At 72.7% G+C, this 16606-nt stretch carries 14 protein-coding genes; 5 read left to right on the top strand and 9 right to left on the bottom strand.

The window, feature by feature from the left end; all coding sequences use genetic code 11:
• Window positions 1-100 precede the first annotated feature (100 nt).
• The 5 genes from ACRDSK_RS22385 to ACRDSK_RS22365 form a co-directional block, all read right to left on the bottom strand.
• Window positions 101-1288, bottom strand: coding sequence for a DUF58 domain-containing protein (locus tag ACRDSK_RS22385; RefSeq protein ID WP_431443190.1), 1188 nt, complete (start codon window positions 1286-1288; stop codon window positions 101-103).
• A complete protein-coding gene (locus tag ACRDSK_RS22380; RefSeq protein ID WP_431443191.1) occupies window positions 1289-2239 on the bottom strand; it encodes an AAA family ATPase in 951 nt (316 codons plus the stop codon). It lies immediately after the preceding gene.
• A 153-nt stretch (window positions 2240-2392) separates the two neighbouring features.
• Window positions 2393-4435 (bottom strand): fibronectin type III domain-containing protein, encoded by a 2043-nt coding sequence (locus tag ACRDSK_RS22375; RefSeq protein WP_431443189.1) that lies wholly within the window; start codon window positions 4433-4435, stop codon window positions 2393-2395.
• A 131-nt stretch (window positions 4436-4566) separates the two neighbouring features.
• Window positions 4567-5832 carry a sensor histidine kinase gene (locus ACRDSK_RS22370; protein WP_431443188.1) on the bottom strand — a complete coding sequence of 422 codons (1266 nt, stop codon included), beginning with the start codon at window positions 5830-5832 and terminating at the stop codon, window positions 4567-4569.
• Window positions 5829-6494, bottom strand: a complete 666-nt coding sequence (locus ACRDSK_RS22365) for a response regulator transcription factor (protein ID WP_431443187.1) — start codon at window positions 6492-6494, stop codon at window positions 5829-5831. Before ACRDSK_RS22365 ends, ACRDSK_RS22370 begins: the two co-directional genes overlap by 4 nt.
• 61 nt (window positions 6495-6555) lie before the next feature.
• On the opposite strand from ACRDSK_RS22365, the gene ACRDSK_RS22360 reads away from it, so the two are divergent.
• Window positions 6556-7206, top strand: coding sequence for a helix-turn-helix transcriptional regulator (locus tag ACRDSK_RS22360; RefSeq protein ID WP_431443186.1), 651 nt, complete (start codon window positions 6556-6558; stop codon window positions 7204-7206).
• An 18-nt stretch (window positions 7207-7224) separates the two neighbouring features.
• The gene (locus tag ACRDSK_RS22355) at window positions 7225-7875 is read left to right on the top strand and encodes a response regulator transcription factor (RefSeq protein WP_431443185.1); all 651 of its coding nucleotides are present in this window, start codon (window positions 7225-7227) and stop codon (window positions 7873-7875) included.
• A gap of 4 nt (window positions 7876-7879) precedes the next feature.
• Here the strand turns inward: ACRDSK_RS22355 and ACRDSK_RS22350 are convergent, their stop codons facing one another.
• A complete protein-coding gene (locus tag ACRDSK_RS22350; RefSeq protein ID WP_431443184.1) occupies window positions 7880-9940 on the bottom strand; it encodes a serine/threonine-protein kinase in 2061 nt (686 codons plus the stop codon).
• A gap of 186 nt (window positions 9941-10126) precedes the next feature.
• On the opposite strand from ACRDSK_RS22350, the gene helR reads away from it, so the two are divergent.
• On the top strand, window positions 10127-12328 hold the full coding sequence (gene helR / locus ACRDSK_RS22345; RefSeq protein WP_431443183.1) for an RNA polymerase recycling motor ATPase HelR: 2202 nt from the start codon (window positions 10127-10129) through the stop codon (window positions 12326-12328).
• 4 nt (window positions 12329-12332) lie between these two features.
• Here the strand turns inward: helR and ACRDSK_RS22340 are convergent, their stop codons facing one another.
• Both ACRDSK_RS22340 and ACRDSK_RS22335 read right to left on the bottom strand, forming a co-directional pair.
• Entirely contained in the window at window positions 12333-13571 is a 1239-nt protein-coding gene (locus tag ACRDSK_RS22340; RefSeq protein WP_431443182.1) for an MFS transporter, read from the bottom strand.
• A complete protein-coding gene (locus ACRDSK_RS22335; RefSeq protein WP_431443181.1) occupies window positions 13568-14047 on the bottom strand; it encodes a nitroreductase family deazaflavin-dependent oxidoreductase in 480 nt (159 codons plus the stop codon). The genes ACRDSK_RS22340 and ACRDSK_RS22335 overlap by 4 nt, the downstream gene beginning before the upstream one ends.
• A gap of 123 nt (window positions 14048-14170) precedes the next feature.
• Between ACRDSK_RS22335 and ACRDSK_RS22330 the strand changes: the two genes are divergently transcribed.
• Together ACRDSK_RS22330 and ACRDSK_RS22325 are read left to right on the top strand one after the other, a co-directional pair.
• Window positions 14171-14557, top strand: coding sequence for a PadR family transcriptional regulator (locus tag ACRDSK_RS22330; protein ID WP_431443180.1), 387 nt, complete (start codon window positions 14171-14173; stop codon window positions 14555-14557).
• Window positions 14554-15918 carry a permease prefix domain 1-containing protein gene (locus ACRDSK_RS22325; protein ID WP_431443179.1) on the top strand — a complete coding sequence of 455 codons (1365 nt, stop codon included), beginning with the start codon at window positions 14554-14556 and terminating at the stop codon, window positions 15916-15918. Before ACRDSK_RS22330 ends, ACRDSK_RS22325 begins: the two co-directional genes overlap by 4 nt.
• Before the next feature lie 15 nt (window positions 15919-15933).
• Here the strand turns inward: ACRDSK_RS22325 and ACRDSK_RS22320 are convergent.
• Window positions 15934-16606, bottom strand: a 673-nt coding sequence (locus ACRDSK_RS22320) for an FIMAH domain-containing protein (protein ID WP_431443178.1), incomplete at its 5' end; no start/stop codon positions are given.

Here is a 16606-nt window from a genome sequence, read left to right as displayed (position 1 = left end):
GCGAGCGGCAGGGCGAGCGCGGGCAGCCCGAACACGGGGACGAACAGCAGGCCGGGTCCGGTGGCGGCGAGCACCACCAGGGCGAGCGCGGCGCGAGGCGTCATGCGGCCACCAGTGTGTTCCAGCGGCGGGCCGCGTCCTGGGCGTTCGAGACGCGCAGCACCCGCACGCCCGGCACGTCCACCTCGGCCCGGCGCATCCCGTCCGGCAGCTCGATCGGTGCCATTCCGCCCAGCACCAACACGATCGTCGTCGAGTAGTGCCGGCGCAGTGCCGCGAGCGCCCCGAGGTCGGCCTCCACCGCACCGGAAAGGACCACCGCCAGGCCGCCGCCGTGACCACCGCCGCGCCCGCCGCCGCGGGCCAGCTCGGTCGGCACCAGCGAGTCGGAGTCGCACGGGGCGAGCTGGCACAGCTCGTCCAGCAGCCGGCGCGTGCCGACCGGACCGCCGCGCTCGCTCACGTCCAGCGCCTCCGGGGTGACCAGCCGGCAGTGATGCCCGGCCAGGGAGGACGCGGCGAGCAGCGACCCGGCCAGGTCGACCGCCTCCTCGAATCCGTCCGGTGTGGACAGTGGGCGGCGGGTGTCCAGGAGCACGGTGAACCGCGGCTGCTCGGGATCGGTGTACTCGCGCACCATCAGCTGCCCGGTCCGCGCGACCGCCTTCCAGTGCAGGTGCCGGACCTCGTCGCCGACCACGTACTCCCGCACGTCGCGCAGGTCCAGCGAGCCGTGCAGCGGGTCGTCGCCGGTGCGGCCCTCGTGGTGGTGGCGTGGGCGACCGCCGGCCAGCGCCCGCACCGGGTACACCCGCGGGTGTACCCACAGGGTCGTCGTGTCGCCGGTGGTCTGGCTGCTTGCGCCCAGCCCCAACGGATCCGAGCGGCGCATGGTCAGCGGCCCTACCTGGAACCGGCCGCGCCGGTCGGTCGGCAGCTCGTAGTGGTACACCGCCTGCGCGCCCGGGGCCAGCGGGCGCACGGTCACCGCCTGGAAGCCGACCCCGACCACGTCGTCCGCGGTGAGCTCGCCCTGTCGACGGGTGCCCGGGTTCTCCACTCGCAGCCGGGCGAACGCGGCCTCGCCGCGGCGCACCCGCTCCGGGTAGACCTCCCGGCTGACCGATACCCGCGGCCGCTTGGCGGTGACCAGGAACGCGGCGAGCACGGCGCCGAGCGCGGCGCCGGCGATCCCGCGCAACACCGGGTAGCCGAGGAACTGGCCCAAGAGGACGCACACCACCCCGCCGACCAGCACGGCCACGCCGCGACCAGTGAGCCGGGGCATCTAGGCACCCGCGGAACTGACCATCGGGGCCGGGATCGCCGAGAGCACCTCGTCGACGACGTCGCTGGTGCTGCGCCGGTTCAGCTCGGCCTCGGCCGTGAGGATCAGCCGGTGCTCGAGGACGGGCTTGGCGACCTCCTTGACGTCGTCGGGTGTGACGAAGCCCCGGCCGTGCGTCGCCGCGACCGCCTGCGCGGCGCGGATCAATGCGATGCTGCCGCGCGGACTCGCCCCGTAGCGCAGGGCCACGTGTTCGCGGGTGGCGGCCGCGAGCCGGGCCGCGTACTCGACGACGGCCCGGTCGATGTGTGCCGCCCGAACCTCCGCGGCGGCGTGGCGCAGCGTGGGGATGTCGACGACCGGGTGCAGCTCGTCCGGCCCGACGCCCGCGCAGTCGCTCATGATCACCATGACCTCGGCCTCGAGGTTCGGGTAGCCGACCGCCAGTCGCATCAGGAAACGGTCGAGCTGCGCCTCGGGCAGCCGGTAGGTGCCCTCCATCTCGATCGGGTTCTGGGTGGCCACCACGAGGAACGGCCGGGGCACCTCGTGGCGCACCGAGTCGACCGTGACCGTGCGCTCGGCCATCACCTCGAGCAGCGCCGACTGGGTCTTCGGGGTGCCGCGGTTGATCTCGTCCGCGACGACGATGTTGGCGAACACCCCGCCCCGGCGGAAGTCGAACCGCTCGGCGCCCTGGTGGTAGATCTGCACGCCGGTGATGTCGCCGGGCAGCAGGTCCGGGGTGAACTGGATGCGGCTCCACGAGCCGCCGATGCTGCGCGCGAGGCAGCGGGCCAGCGTCGTCTTGCCCAGTCCCGGCACGTCCTCGATCAGCAGGTGCCCCTCGGCCAGCAGCGCGGCCACGGCGAGCCGCACCAGCTGGGGCTTGCCGCGGATGACTCCCTGCACGTTGGTCGAGATCCGTTCGTAGACCTCGCCGGCCCTCATTTGACTCACGACGCCCCCTCGCAGGCTCGATGCCGCCGCTCGCGGTCGCCCTGTGTCGATGATTCGCTCGCAAGCTCGCTCACGACGCCCCCTCGCAGGCTCGGTGCCGCCGCTCGCGGTCGCCCTGTGTCGATGATTCGCTCGCAAGCTCGCTCATCGCGGTTCCCAAAAGAGCTCGTTGGACTCGGTCTGCCCCTCGGGGCCGTCCGCGGTGACCACTACGTCCTGCCCGGCGCCGTCGAAGAACAGGTCGTTGAAGGTGACGGCACCGTTGTCGTCGGTGACCACGAAGATGTCGGCGAACTCGCCGTCGTCGCTGGACTCGGCGAAGACCAGGTACTCGGTGTTCGGCGCGAAGCCGGTCATCGCCACGTTCAGCCGGGCACAGTCGGGCGCGTCGCAGCCCTCCGCCTCGTCCTCGAACGGCGCGCCGCGGGTCAGCACGATCTCCGGCGTCACGTCGATCCGCCGGGAGGCGGTGGCGCCGGTCAGCGTCCGGCCGTCGGGCGTGCGGGTGACCGCGGAGACGGTGAAGACCAGCTCGTCGCTCGGGGGGATTCCCTGCCACTGGGCGGTCTGGCCGGGCACCGTCTGGTTGGCCAGACCGGTGACACCGGTGACGTAGTGCACCAGGGTGCCGCCGCCCAGGTTCGGCCGGCCCCAGAACACCGTCGCGTCGTTCGTCGCGATGTCGATGTCGATCTCGATGTTGGGTGGCGCCGTGGCGGGGCGCGCGACCGCGACCGGGGTGACCGCGCCGCTGGCGGCGCCGGGCCCGGTGCCCTCCGAGTTCCGCGCGGCCACGGTGAACGTGTAGCGCGTCCCGTTGGTCAGCCCGCCGATCGTCGTCCCGCGCGCGTCGGCGGCGAACTCCCGTGTGCCGCCGGCCCAGCTGACCGTGTAGGCGGTGATCGGCGACCGGTTGTCGGCCGCGGCCTCCCAGGACAGTCGCACCGAGCCGTCGCCGGCCGTCGCGGTGACGCCGGGCGGCGCGCCCGGCGCGCTCGCCGGCACCGGCGGCGGATCCTCGTCCTCCGGCTCGTCCGGCAGGTCCGCTTCCTCGCTGTCGTCGGAGTCCTCGTCCGAGTCCTCGTCGGAGTCGCTGCTGTCGTCCCCGTCGCCGGGCTCGCTGCTGCTGCCGCCGCCCGGCTCGCCGTCCTCGCCGCCGACCGGCACCGGCGTGACCAGGCCGTCCGTGTCGACCACGAGCACGTGGTCGCCCTCGGCGCCGTCGACGTAGACCCGGTCGTCGGCGCCGCGGGTCAGCCGCGGGTCACCGGAGGACTTGGGCAGCTTCTCCTGGTCCTGCATCTCCCCGTCACTGTCGAAAGTGGACAGTGTGCGGGTGACCTTGTCCATGATGGCCACGACGGTGCCCGTGGACACCGGGGCGTCGTACTCGCCGGCCGGCAGGTCGACCCGGACCGGGGCCTGCGGCTTGCCCAGGGCGGTGTCCACGAGGAGCATCTCGGTGCGGTCGGCGTCGAGGATCGCGAGCCGGCCGGACACCTCCGTGGACGCGATCTTGGCGGTGTCCGGGATGTCGATGCCCAGCGCGCGGCCCTCGCCGAGCCCGTCGCGTTCGATCGGGTGCAGCAGGTCGGTCGAGGTGTCGACGAACACCGGTCGATCGTCCACTATGGACATCGCGCCGCGGTGGTTCTTGGGCACGAGGACCGGGCAGGTCACCCGGTCCGCGCCGTTCGGCAGCTGGCAGATCAGCCCGGCGCCGACCCGCGGCAGCCAGACCGTGCCGTCGCTGCTGGCGACCGGGTTGCCCAGCCAGGGACCGGCGTCGATGGTCAGCGGCTGCTCGCCGAGGCGGACGACCATGCCGCCGTCCCGGTAGACGAGGTACGGCCCGCCGGCGACCTCCAGTGCCACCGGGACCTCGCCGGCGACCGGCGGCTCGGCGGTGTCGACGACCTCCAGGCTCGACTTGCCGAACTCGGTGACTCGCCCGTTGCCGACCACGAAGCCGCTCGTGTCGCCCTGCACGACCTGGCTGCTGCCCTGGCCGTCGACCCCGACGCTTGCGTCGACGTCGCCGGTGGCGCCGGCGATGTGGTACACGGTCTCGAGCGCGACGTTGTACGTCCAGTGTCCGGCCGGGAGGAACTGGATGGCGTTGAGGGGGTTGGCAGCGCCGGTGATCGCGGCGACCACAGAGGCCACCACGGCGACCGCGACGGCCATGGCGGGCACCTTGGCCCGCCAACCATTACCCAACCGCGAGACGACCCCGTCAATGGTCACACCGTAAGTTAACGGATACGGAGGGTTTCCCGCGCGGCTTTGCGCAGGAAGACGGAACGTTCCGGGGCCATTCAGTCGAGCACGGGCAGGACCAGCACGAAGATCGCGCCCGCGTCCTCGGCGTTGTAGACCACGAGCGAGCCGCCGTGGGCCTGGGCCACCCAACGCACGATCGACAGGCCGAGCCCCGTGGAGCCGGCCTTGCCGCTCGATCCGGTGTGGAACCGCTCGACGTCCTCGGCGAGCGACTCGTCGACACCCGGCCCGTGGTCGGCCACCGTCACCCGTCCGCCCGCGACGGAGATGTGCACGATGGCCTGCTGGTCGGGCTGGCGGCCGTAGCGCAGCGCGTTGTCCAGCAGGTTCCCGATCGCGCGCTGGACGAGCGTCGGGTCGACGTGGACCTTGGTCGGCGCCGCGGTGAGGGTCACGCTCGCGCCGTCGGTCGGGGTCTCGTCGACCACGCCGGCCACCAGCTGGTCCAGCCAAACCGGTTGCAGCGCAAGGCGGTCGACGCCGGCCGCGAGCCGGGCACGGACCAGCAGGCCGTCGATGATGCTGCCCATCCGCACGGCGAGCCGGACCGTGCGCGGCAGCAGTTCGACGCGTTCGTTCGGGTTGCGCAGCGCCGACTCGGCCAGCGCCCGCAGCGCCGCGACCGGAGTCCGCAGGTCGTGCGCCGTCTCGGCGAGCAGCACCTCCTGCTGCTCCAGCGCGGCGGCCGCGGGCCGGATCGCCCGCCCGGACAGCCAGTGTCCGAACAGGCCCAACCCACCGACGGCCACCACGCAGCCGAGGACGACGAACAGCACCATCCGGTCGTGCCGGTCCTGCTCGGGCTCGGCGTCGCTGACCGCCACGACCGCGCCGGCGTACTGCCCGGACGAGACCCGGAACGGCTCGGCCGCGACCCGCACCAGCCGGCCGTCGGTGGCTCGGGTGAAGCCGGTGAGGATCTTCCCGCTGTCCACCGCGTCCCTGGCCAGCCCGCCGAGCACCGTGTCGTCCATCCGCACGCAGCGCCGCTCGGAGAAGTACGGCGCGATCGCGTCGGAGTCGCCGGACAGCACGGCGAACTGCGGGCACTCCTTGTTGATCTCGTCGTCCCGGATGTACGCGGTGACCACCACGTCGGGGCCCGGCGCCTGCACGAGCCGCATCACCACGGAGGTGACCCGGCGCAGCTCGCCGTCGAGGCGCTGCTCGCCGCGCTCGGAGTCGCTCGCGATCGAAAGCCAGGCGAAGACGAGCAGGCCGGTGGCGTTGGCGGCGACGAAGACGAGCGTCAGCACCCAGCGCAGGCGGCGCAACCGATCGGCGGCGGACCGGTTCGTCACCCGGGTGCCGCCAACCGGTAGCCGCGGCCGCGCACGGTGTGGATCAGCTCCGGCTCCCTCAGCTTGCGCCGCAGCCGTTTGACCACGACGTCGACCACGTTCGACATGGGGTCGGCGGACGAGTCCCAGCAGTGTTCGATCAGCTCGCTGCGCGTCACCGCCTCGCCGGGGCGGATCGCGAGGTACTCGAGGACCGCGAACTCCTTGTCCGTCACGGTGAGCAGGATCCCACCGCGGCGCACGGTCCGGCCCGCGCAGTCCACCTCGAGGTCGGCCAGCCGCAGCACCGACGGCCGGCCCGCCGCCCGCCTGCACAGGATGCGCACCCGGGCGGCCAGCTCCGCCACGGAGAACGGCTTGGTCAGGTAGTCGTCGCCGCCGTGGGCGAAGCCGGCGATCCGGTCGGCCACGCTGTCGCGCGCGGTCAGGAACAGCACCGGCACGCTCCACCCGTCCTGCCGGCGTCGGTGCACGTAGTCGATGGCGTCGCCGTCCGGCAGCATCCGGTCGAAGACCACGCACGCGAACTCTCCGGCCGCCAGCCCGGCGTCCGCGGTGGCGAGGTCCGCGGCGGCATGCACCTCATGGCCGGCCGCGCCCAGCTCGGCCGACACGGCGACGCGAAGGTCCTCGTCGTCCTCGACCACCAGCACGCGTGTCATCGAAACCTCATGTGTCCCGCCCGATCGTGGGCCGGAAAGGCACGACGGACGGAGGGCAGGCTTGATCGAGAACCGTAACGCGAGCGGACGGTCGGTGTGGCCGATGCGCGCGAATTGGCCGGAACAGGCCGCCCTGCGGGCCGCCGCCGACCGCGAGGTGCTCGTGATGAGCCGCATGCCGGGCCGGGACGCGATCGGCGGGATCCGGGGTGTCGACCACGACAACCTCCGCCGCGGCGTGCGCTACCGGATCGTCGTGCCGGACACCGCGCGAGCCGAGCCGGTGGACGGGCTCGAGGAGCTGTCGCTGGCCGGTGCGCGGGTTCGGGTCGCGGCCGACGTGCCGACTGACGCGCTGGTGATCGACGGCTCGGTCGTGGTGCTGCGCGAGGGTCCCGGCACGGCCGCGTTCCGGCTGCCGAGCGTGGCGACCACGACGACCGAGCTGTTCGAGCGGGTGTGGTCGAGCGCCGAGCCACTCGTCGCGGACGACCCGCCGGACACCGCCGATCTCGGTGCCCGCGAACGGGATCTGCTGACGCTGCTGTCGGCCGGCAGCACCGACGAGTCCGCGGCCGTTCGGCTCGGGGTGTCCGTGCGGACCGTGCGCCGCATGGTCTCCGACCTCATGCGACAGCTCGGCGCGCGCAGCCGGTTCCAGGCCGGCGCCCGGGCCGCCGGCCGCGGCTGGCTGATGGAGCGGGCCGGCTGAGGTCGTATCGTCGGTCGGGTGCGGGTCTTGGTGATCGAGGACGACGACGACCTGCGGGTGGCGATCACCGCCTCGTTGCGCGCGGCCGGGTTCGCCGTCGACGCGGTGGCCGACCTGCCGCCCGCGGACGAGGCGCTCGCGGTCAACTCCTACGACTGCACCGTGTTCGACCGGATGCTGCCCAGCGGCGACGCCCTCCACTACGTGCGTGCCCGGCGCCCCGCGGTGCCCGTGTTGTTCCTGACCGCACGCGACAGCGTGGCCGACCGGATCGCGGGCCTCGAGCACGGCGACGACTACCTGGTCAAGCCCTTCGCGGTGGCCGAGCTGGTGGCCCGGGTGCGCAGTCTGTGTCGCCGGGTCGCCACCGGCCGACCGCCGGTCCTGCGCTGCGGCGACCTGGAGATCGACAGCGCCCGGCACGAGGTGCGCCGTGCCGGGGTGCTGATCACGTTGACTGCCAAGGAGTTCGTCGTTCTCGAGCAGCTGGTGGCCCAGCAGGGCCGGCCGGCCACCCGCGCGGAGCTGATCGAGGTGGCGTGGGACCGGATGGCCGACCCGGCGTCCAACGTGCTCGACGTGCTGATCACCCAGCTGCGGCGCAAGCTCGGCAAGCCCCCGATGGTCCACACGGAGCGCGGTGTCGGCTACCGCATCGAACCGGCCTGAATACTCAGCTCCTGCCCAGCACCTCCGTGCCGGCGAACCAGGTCGACTCGTCCGCGTAGTCCCGGACCGTGACTCCCTCGGCGATCTTGCGCAGCGCCCCCGCCTCGTAGTCGCCGACGTGCGTGTCGGAGACGGCGATCGTCAGGACGAAGTCGTCAAAGTCGACGATGACGGACGGCGGGATGCCGCTGCCCTCCTCCACCCGCGCCGGGCGCCCGCCGATCTTCGTGTTCGGCGGCGCGTACTGCTCCAGGGTCGACCGGTCGGCGTCCATGCTGATGCTGATGGCATGGCTGCCCTGGGGGTCGCTCCAGTCGGGGACCTGCGCGTCGCACAGGTAGAGCAGTGACAGCCGCGGCCCCGGGTTCAGCCTGGCCGGGTCGAGGCCGTCCCAGGCGCCGCACGGGCCGAGCTCGAACGGCACGCTGAGCTGCACGGGGAAGCGCAGCGCCCGGCGGGTGCCGATGCGCACGGACTCGGCGACCTTCTGCACCAGGTCACGCGCGGCGGCGCCCTGGAGGTCGCTCTGCACCAGGAACCACGCGTCGTCGTCGTAGGTCAGGATCGCCGAGGGCTTGGGCGGCCCGCCGTCACCGGCGAAGGCGGCCGGGTCGTAGAAGCCCGTGCGGTCGCCCGCCGTGATGGGCTCTCCGTCCAGCGCGTCGCTCGGATCGAACGACCCGGGCCGGTACACCTCGACCCAGGCCGCGAGCGAGCTGCTCCCCGCGTCGACGCTGCGGACGTCGATCGTCTGCGCGGGCCCGATGACGGCGCTGTCGCCGATGCGGTAGCCCTCGATCGGCGCGACGTCGAACGTGAGCTCCAGCGCGGAGTCGGACTGGTTGTCCGCGGTGACCGTCGTGGACGGCTCGTCGCCCCTCGAGGTGCTCGACTCCGGTGTCCCCGGGCTCGCCGCCCCGCCCGACTCCGTGTTGGTGGGCTCGGTCGAGGAGTCGGCGGCCGCGTCGGCGGCGGGGTTCGCGTCGCCGGGCGGCGGGTCGGTGAAGAGGAGCAGGCCGACCACGAGGGCGATGGCCACCGCCGCGGCCGCGCCGGCCAGCGCGAACCTCGGCTGCTTCCACCGGCGCGCCGGGCGGTCCCACGACTCGGGCTGCCCGAGGTTCAGCACGGGCGTGGTCCAGCTGGTGTTGCTCACCGCGTCCGTGCGCACGGTCGGCGGCTCGGCCGCCGCCGCGGCGGCCAGGCAGAGCTCGCGCACCTCCGCGGTGCTGGGCCGGCGCAGCGGGTCCTTCTCCAGGCACCGCAGCACGATCGGGCGCACGAGCTCCGGGCAGTTGGCCAGCTTGGGCTCCTGCTCCAGGATCCGGTAGGCCACGCCCGGATCCGTCCCGCCGCCGAAGGCGAGCTCGCCCGAGGCGGCGTAGTTGGCCAGCACTCCGAGGGCGAAGACGTCGGCGGCCGGGGTCACCTCCTCGCCGCGCACGTGCTCCGGCGACATGTACGCGGGGGTGCCGGTGCGCATGCCCGTCTTGGTCACCGACGTGGTGTCCGCGGCCCGCGCGATCCCGAAGTCGATGACCTTGGGCCCGTCCGGGGAGAGGATGACGTTGGAGGGCTTCAGGTCGCGATGTACCACCCCGGCGGCGTGGATGGACTGCAACGCCTCGGCCACCTCGGCGACCAGGGTCAGCGCCCGCTGCACCGGCAGGGGCCCGTGCGCGCCCACCGCGTACTGGAGGGGCGGGCCGGGGACGTACTCCGTGGCCAGCCACGGCTGCGCCGCCTGGGTGCCGGCGTCGATCACCGGCGCGGTGTGGGCGCCGTGCACCCGGCGCGCGGTCGCCACCTCCTGCTCGAAGCGGCGCCGGAAGGCGGGGTCGTCGGCGTACTCGTGGCGCACCACCTTGACCGCCAGCGGGCGCCCGTCCGTGGTCTCGGCGAGGTAGACCTTGCCCATCCCGCCGTCCCCGAGCACGGCGCGGATCCGGTAGCCGCCGACCTCCGGCGGATCGTGCGGTCCCAGCTGCCGTGGCGCGGGCCCTGACCAGCCGGGACCGGAGTTCCGCGCGGCCGTTCGGTCGCCCTGGCCGGGCTGGTCCTGCATCTCCCCGTCCCCTCGCCTGCGTCACCCTGCTCTAGTTACGACGTGCGCCTCGTCCGTTCGGTTCTCGGTCAGCGCACAAATCGAGGGAATTTGACACGTGGGGGAGAATAAAAAATCGGCGTGCACTCCATAAGTCGATGGAGAACCCGCCGTTCTTAATGCCAGTTTAAGCACTGTGAGGGGCCTGTGTCAACTCAGGGGTACGACGACGAATTGCGGTCCGAGCGCGACTACGTGGCCGGGCTCTACGTGCGGCTCGACGCCGAGCGCGTGCGGGTGAAGGGCGAGTATCAGGCGGCGTTGCGTGGCACCGGCGGCACGCCGATGGAACGCGACGTCGAGGTGCGCGCCCGGGCCAGGGAGATGAAGCGCCTGGCCGTGGCGGACAACGGACTGTGTTTCGGTCGGTTGGACACCATTTCGGGTGAACATTCCTACATCGGCCGAATCGGCCTTTTCGATGAGGAGAACGAGTACGAGCCGGTCCTGCTCGACTGGCGGGCGCCGGCGGCGCGGCCGTTCTACGTCGCCACCGGTGCGCATCCGGAGAACATGCGCCGACGCCGGCAGTTCCACACCCGTGGGCGGCGCGTCGTCGACTTCACCGACGAGGTGTTCGGCCGGCCCGACGTCGCCGAGGGCGGGGACGCGGCACTGCTCGCCGCGGTCAACGCACCGCGCGGCGAGGGCATGCGCGACATCGTGGCGACCATCCAGTCCGAGCAGGACGAGATCATCCGGCTCGACCACCCGGGCGTGCTGGTGATCGAGGGTGGTCCGGGCACCGGAAAGACGGTGGTGGCGCTGCACCGCGTCGCCTACCTGCTCTACACCCAGCGGGAGCGGATGGAACGCCACGGCGCGCTCGTGGTCGGGCCCAACCCGGCGTTCCTCGACCACATCGGCCGCGTGCTGCCGTCCCTGGGCGAGACCGACGTGGTGTTCATGACACCCGGCGACCTCCTGCCCGGCCTGCAGGTGACCGCCGAGGACGGTCCGGACGTCGCGCGGCTCAAGGGTTCGCTGAAGATCCTCGACGTGCTCCGGGCCGCGGTCGCCGACCGGCAGCGGCTGCCCGAACAGCCGGTGCCGATCCACCTGGGCACCGTCACCGTGCGGATCGACGCCGAGACCGCGGAGTGGGCCAGGGAGGAGGCGCGCGAGAGCGGGCTGCCGCACAACGACGCCCGAGCGGTGTTCACCGAGATCGTGACCTACGTGCTCTCCGAGCGCGCCATCGGCAAGATCGGCCGCGGCTGGCTCAACCGCAAGGACAGGGACGCGTGGGAGCAGATGCGGGCGGGCCTGCTCAAGGAGCTCGCCGAGGACGAAACGTTCACCGCGACGCTCGACGCGCTCTGGCCGGCCCTGACGCCGACCTCGCTGCTGGCGGAGCTGTACACGTCGGCGGAACGGCTGCACGCGGCGGGTGGCGACGAGTCGCTGCTGCGTGCCGACGGCGAGGCGTGGACGGTGTCGGACGTGCCGCTGCTCGACGAGCTGGTCGACCTGCTCGGCCGCGACAAGCCGGTCGACAGGACCGTCGAGCGGGAGCAGCAGGCCGAAGCCGACTACGCCGCCCGTGTGCTGGACATGATGAAGCTGGACCGGGAGGAGATGGACGAGGACATCATGCTGTCCGCGGAGAACCTGCTGTACGCCGAGGACCTCGCGGACCGCTTCGTCGAGCAGGACACCCGGGACCTCGCCGAACGCGCCGCCGCGGATCGCGACTGGACCTACCGGCACGTCGTCGTCGACGAGGCCCAGGAACTGTCCGAAATGGACTGGCGGGTGCTGATGCGGCGCTGCCCGAACCGGTCCTTCACGGTGGTCGGCGACCTCGCCCAGCGCCGGTCGGCGGCCGGTGCGACGTCGTGGGACACGATGCTCGAGCCGTACGTGCCGAGTCGTTGGGTCTACCGGTCGCTGACGGTGAACTACCGCACCCCGGCGGAGATCATGACGGTCGCGGCCGCGCTGCTCGCCGAGTTCGCGCCGGGGGTCGCGCCACCGGAGTCGGTCCGCGCCAACGGCGTCGCGCCGTGGTCCCGGCGAGTCACCGAGGACGAGCTGGCCGCGGCGATCGAGGAGTTCCAGAAGGACGAGGCGGGTCGCGAGGGCACCAGCGTCGTGATCGGCCCGCCCGGCGTGCCGGGCGCGGTGGTCCCTTCGGAGACGAAGGGCCTGGAGTTCGACGCCGTGCTGGTCGTGGAGCCGGAACGGATCATCGCCGACGGGCCGCGTGGTGCGGCCGAGCTCTACGTCGCCCTCACTCGCGCCACCCAGCGTCTCGGAGTCCTGCACCGGGGACCGTTGCCGGAGGCGCTGACCGGGCTCGTCGAGCTCGGGGCACCCGCCTCGGCCGGGAACCAGCGGTCGGCGTAGCGCGTCACCGGGCTCGGCGTCGGGCCAGCAGCAGGAGGCAGGCGACGACGCCGAGCGCCACGGTGACCAGCCCCGAGGCGCCGAGGGTGGCGCGTGGGCCCAGCGCGGTGGCGAGCGGTCCGCCGAGTGCGGTGCCGAGAGGGGAGGCGGTGAGCAGGGCCGCGCTGCGGGCGGCGAGCATGGCGGCCAGGTACTGCGGTGGTGAGTTCGTCTGCATCAGGGTCACCGACAGCGCGACGAACGGTCCGTAGATCGCGCCGCCGAGGGTGAAGGACGCGATCGTGAGGACCGTCGGCGCGCCCAGGCCGAAGGGCAGCAGCGTCAGTCCCCAGCCGATCACGATGGCGACGGTCACCGGCCAGAGCGGCAGCCGGCGCAGCGTGCCGACCGCGAGCCCGCCGAGCACCGCGCCGACGCCGAAGAGGGTCCAGTAGAGACCGAGCAGCGTGCCCGGTGCGTGCAGGTCGTCGGTCACGTGCAGCGGCAGGGCGACCTCGACGGGGCCGTAGAGGAAGTTGAAGAACCAGGTGAGGCCCAGCAGCCCGAGCAGCTCGGGGTGGGTGCGCAGCAACGCGAACCCGCCCCGGGCGGCGGCCTGGTCGACGGGGTCGACGTGGCCGATGTGGTCGACTCGGTCGGGCAGCCGGGTGCGGGCGACGAGCACGGCGAGGAAGACGTAGGTGAGCGCGTCCAGGCCGAGCACCAGCGCGGAGCCGACGTAGGTGACGAGCACGCCGGCGATCGCGGGGCCGGCGATGGTGGCGGCGAAGTTGAGCGAGCTGACGAGGGTGTTGGCGGCGAGCCGTTGCTCGGCGGGCAGCAGCTCGGCCAGCAGGGTGTACTTGCCCGCGTTGCCCCACGCGTGCAGCAGCGAGGAGGCCGCGAGCAGCACGACGTAGACCGGCGGGGTGAGCAGCCCGGCGAGCCAGGCGAGGGGGACGGCGCCGAGGAACACGCCGCGCACCACGTTGTCGACCAGCAGCAGCCGCTTGGCCGACACCCGGCGCAGCACGCGACCGAACACCAGCGCGCCGACCACGCCGGGCAGCGTGTAGGCGGCCACCGCCCCGCCGACCCACAGCGCCGCGGTCTCCGGCGGCGCGAGCTCGATGGCGAGCCACGCCACCGCGACGAAGCTCATCCCGTCCCCGAGGTAGGAGACCGCGAAGCCGAGGATGAGCCTGCGGAACACCCGGTTGGCGAGCACCGGGCGGTAGGCGGCGGGGACGAGCCGTGCGGTCACCGTGGCGCGAGTCGGATCACCGGGTACTCCCGGGTGGACTTGGCCTGGTACTTCGCCAGCCGAGGCTGGGCGGCGGTGATGCGCTGCCACGTCCGCTCACGGTCGGCGCCGTCGAGCCGCTGCGGCGTCACCGGCACGGCGTCGCGGCCGGGAAGCTCGATCGTCGCCCGGTCGGGGTGCGCCATCAGGTTGGCGTGCCAGTCCGGGTGCTGGCTTCCGCCGCCCGAGGCGACGACCAACCAGGAGTCCTCGCCGTCGGCGAACCACGCCACCGGCGTCTCCCGCGGCTGCCCGCTCCGGCGCCCCACCGTGTTCAGGATCAGCACGTCCATGCCCATGAACGTGCCGCGGCCGCCGCGGACCTTGCGGGCCATGTGCGCGTTCGTCTTTCGCTGCGCCCACCGGGAGAACGCTCCCGGCGTGCCGGCCTTGCGCCTGTCTCGGCTGTCTGCCTGCTGTCTCGGTGTCTCGTTCATGACGATCACGCTAGGTCCGGCCTGGTGGTCGGCGCTTCTCGATTCCTGACCGGTCGAGCGGTTGGCGCCGACCAATACCTAGAGCTACTATGCATTGAGGTTCTAGGGGTGGAGGGAGTGCGGGTGCGGGTCGCGAAGGATCTGGTGGCCGCTTCGGCGACGCCGATGGTGCTGGGCATCCTGGCCGACGGGGACAGCTACGGCTACGCGATCCTGCGTCGGATCAGCGAGCTGTCCGGCGGCGAGCTGGAGTGGACCGAGGGGTTGCTGTACCCGCTGCTGCACCGGTTGGAGCGGCTGGGCTGGGTGGAGTCGAGCTGGCAGGCGGTGGCCGGGGAGCGGCGGCGCAAGTACTACCGGATCACCGCCAAGGGGCGCGCGGAGCTCGTCGAGCAGCGCCGGCAGTGGGACACGGTGGTGGACGCGCTCGAGGAGGTCTGGCTGAGTCGGGGTGATCGCCGGCCGCTGCTCGCGATGCCGGTGCCGGCGTTAGTGGGGTGTGGGGCATGACGGGGGAGGTGCGGGAGGAGTTGGAGGCACAGTTCGCGCAGTGGCGCGAGTACGTGCGGCGGCGGCCCGAGCTGCAGAGCTCGGACGCCGACGAGCTGGAAGATCATCTACGGGGTTCGGTGGACTCACTCGTCGCGCTCGGGTTGAGCGCGGACGAGGCGTTCCTGGTCGCGGTCAAGCGGATGGGGAACCTGGACGAGCTGTCCCGCGAGTTCGCGCGGGAGCACTCGGAACGGTTGTGGAAGCAGCTGATGCTCACCGGCCAGACCGATGGCTCAGCGGACGCGCCGTCGCGGGACCTGCCGGTGATGGTTCTGTGCGCGGCGGGTGCGGCGCTGTCGGTCAAGGTGCCGGCGCTGTTCGGGGCGGACTTCGAACAGGACGGCGTGTTCTACGCGACGAACCTCTCGTTGTTCGCGTTGCCGTGGCTGGCGGCCTTCCTGGCCTGGCGGCGCCGGGCCAGGCCGGCGCTGATCGGGATCCTGGTGGCGCTGTTCGCGCTCGGCGCGGTGGCGGCCAACGCCTTCCCGCTCGCGGAGGAGTCCCAGTCGCTGGTCATCACCATCCTCCACCTCCCCATCGCGCTCTGGCTCGTGGTGGGCCTGGCCTACGTGGCCGACGACTGGCGCGCGTCGCGGCGACGCATGGACTTCGTCCGCTTCACCGGTGAGTGGTTCGTCTACTTCGTACTCATCGGCCTCGGCGGCGGGGTGCTGACCGGGATCATGTTCGGCACGTTCGAGGCGATCGGCGTCTCCTCGGAGCTGTTCATCGCCGAGTGGCTGATGCCCTGCGGCGCCGTGGCCGCGACCGTGGTGGCCGGCTGGCTCGTGGAGGCCAAGCAGAGCGTGGTGGAGAACATCGCGCCGGTGCTGACCCGGCTGTTCACGCCGCTGTTCACCGCGGTCCTGCTGGCCTTCCTGATCGCGTTCGTCGTGACCAGCACCGGCATCGACGTCGAGCGCGAGGCGCTGATCCTGTTCGACGCCCTGCTGGTGGTCGTGCTGGGCCTGTTGCTCTACTCGATCTCCGCCCGCGACCCGCTGGCCCCGCCCGGGGTGTTCGACAAGCTGCAGCTGGCCCTCGTGCTCAGCGCGCTGGCCATCGACGTGCTGGTGCTGTTCGAGATCACCGGGCGCATCACCGAGTTCGGCACCACGCCCAACAAGGCGGCCGCGCTCGGCGAGAACGTCATCCTGCTGGCCAACCTCGCCTGGTCGGCGTGGCTGCTGCTGCGGTTCATCCGCCGGCAGGCACCCTTCACCGCGCTGGAACGCTGGCAGACCGCCTACCTGCCGGTGTACGCGGCCTGGGCGTGGATCGTCGTGCTCGCCTTCCCGCCGCTGTTCTCCTATGCCTGACCGTGGGTGACGCGGTCAGCGGGAGATCCCGGCGGCCGTGGCGATCGCCTCGATGTCGGCACGGAGGGTGGCGGCCGCCCCCACCTCGATCTTCCCCTCGCCGGCACGCTCGGTCACCCAGTAGTCCAGGTCGTCCAGGCGCCGGGCGACCTCCGTCGGGTCGCCGGCCGCGTGCCGCTTGCGCAGCTCCCTGACGGACTTCGCCAGATCCCTGGCCGTGTCGCGAAGGATGTCGCCGGACTCGGTCGCGTCGGCGACGTCCTCTAGCAGCGTGTCGATCGCGCCGGCGACCTCGGACCGCTGCGGTCCGGCCTGCTGTGCCGGCACCTCGTTCGTGGTGCCGGCGCCGGTCCTGGCCGGTGAGCCGTCGGGCCAGAACACGAGCACCGCGGCGAGCAGCGCGACCGCGAGGCCGCCGAGGAGCGCCGGGCGCCGGTCCACCGGCCGGGACGCGCGGCGCGGCGGGGGCGGCTCGGCGACCTCGACCGTCTCGACCGTGGGGTGCCGGCGTGTCGCGGGCTCGGGCCGGACAGCGGGCGCGGGTTCGGGCTGGACGTGGGGCAACAGCAGCGCGGTGTCGGTCGATGGGCGTGCCGTCTGGTCGCGGATCGCGGCGGCGAACGCGGCGGCCGTCGGGAACCGGTCCGCCGGGTCCTTCGCGAGCGCCCGCAGGCACGCGCTCGCGAGC

Source organism: Actinophytocola sp. (assembly GCF_050699915.1).
Taxonomy (GTDB): Bacteria; Actinomycetota; Actinomycetes; order Mycobacteriales; family Pseudonocardiaceae; genus Actinophytocola.
This window is presented reverse-complemented; position numbering and strand designations above follow the sequence as displayed.

What these genes read in the sequence shown, in the direction of transcription:
- ACRDSK_RS22380 (WP_431443191.1), bottom strand. Translation starts at nt 2,239, where the DNA reads ATGAGGGCCGGCGAGGTCTACGAACGGATCTCGACCAACGTGCAGGGA.
- ACRDSK_RS22325 (WP_431443179.1), top strand. Translation starts at nt 14,554, where the DNA reads ATGACGGGGGAGGTGCGGGAGGAGTTGGAGGCACAGTTCGCGCAGTGG.
- ACRDSK_RS22385 (WP_431443190.1), bottom strand. Translation starts at nt 1,288, where the DNA reads ATGCCCCGGCTCACTGGTCGCGGCGTGGCCGTGCTGGTCGGCGGGGTG.
- ACRDSK_RS22335 (WP_431443181.1), bottom strand. Translation starts at nt 14,047, where the DNA reads ATGAACGAGACACCGAGACAGCAGGCAGACAGCCGAGACAGGCGCAAG.
- ACRDSK_RS22350 (WP_431443184.1), bottom strand. Translation starts at nt 9,940, where the DNA reads ATGCAGGACCAGCCCGGCCAGGGCGACCGAACGGCCGCGCGGAACTCC.
- ACRDSK_RS22375 (WP_431443189.1), bottom strand. Translation starts at nt 4,435, where the DNA reads ATGGCCGTCGCGGTCGCCGTGGTGGCCTCTGTGGTCGCCGCGATCACC.
- ACRDSK_RS22365 (WP_431443187.1), bottom strand. Translation starts at nt 6,494, where the DNA reads ATGACACGCGTGCTGGTGGTCGAGGACGACGAGGACCTTCGCGTCGCC.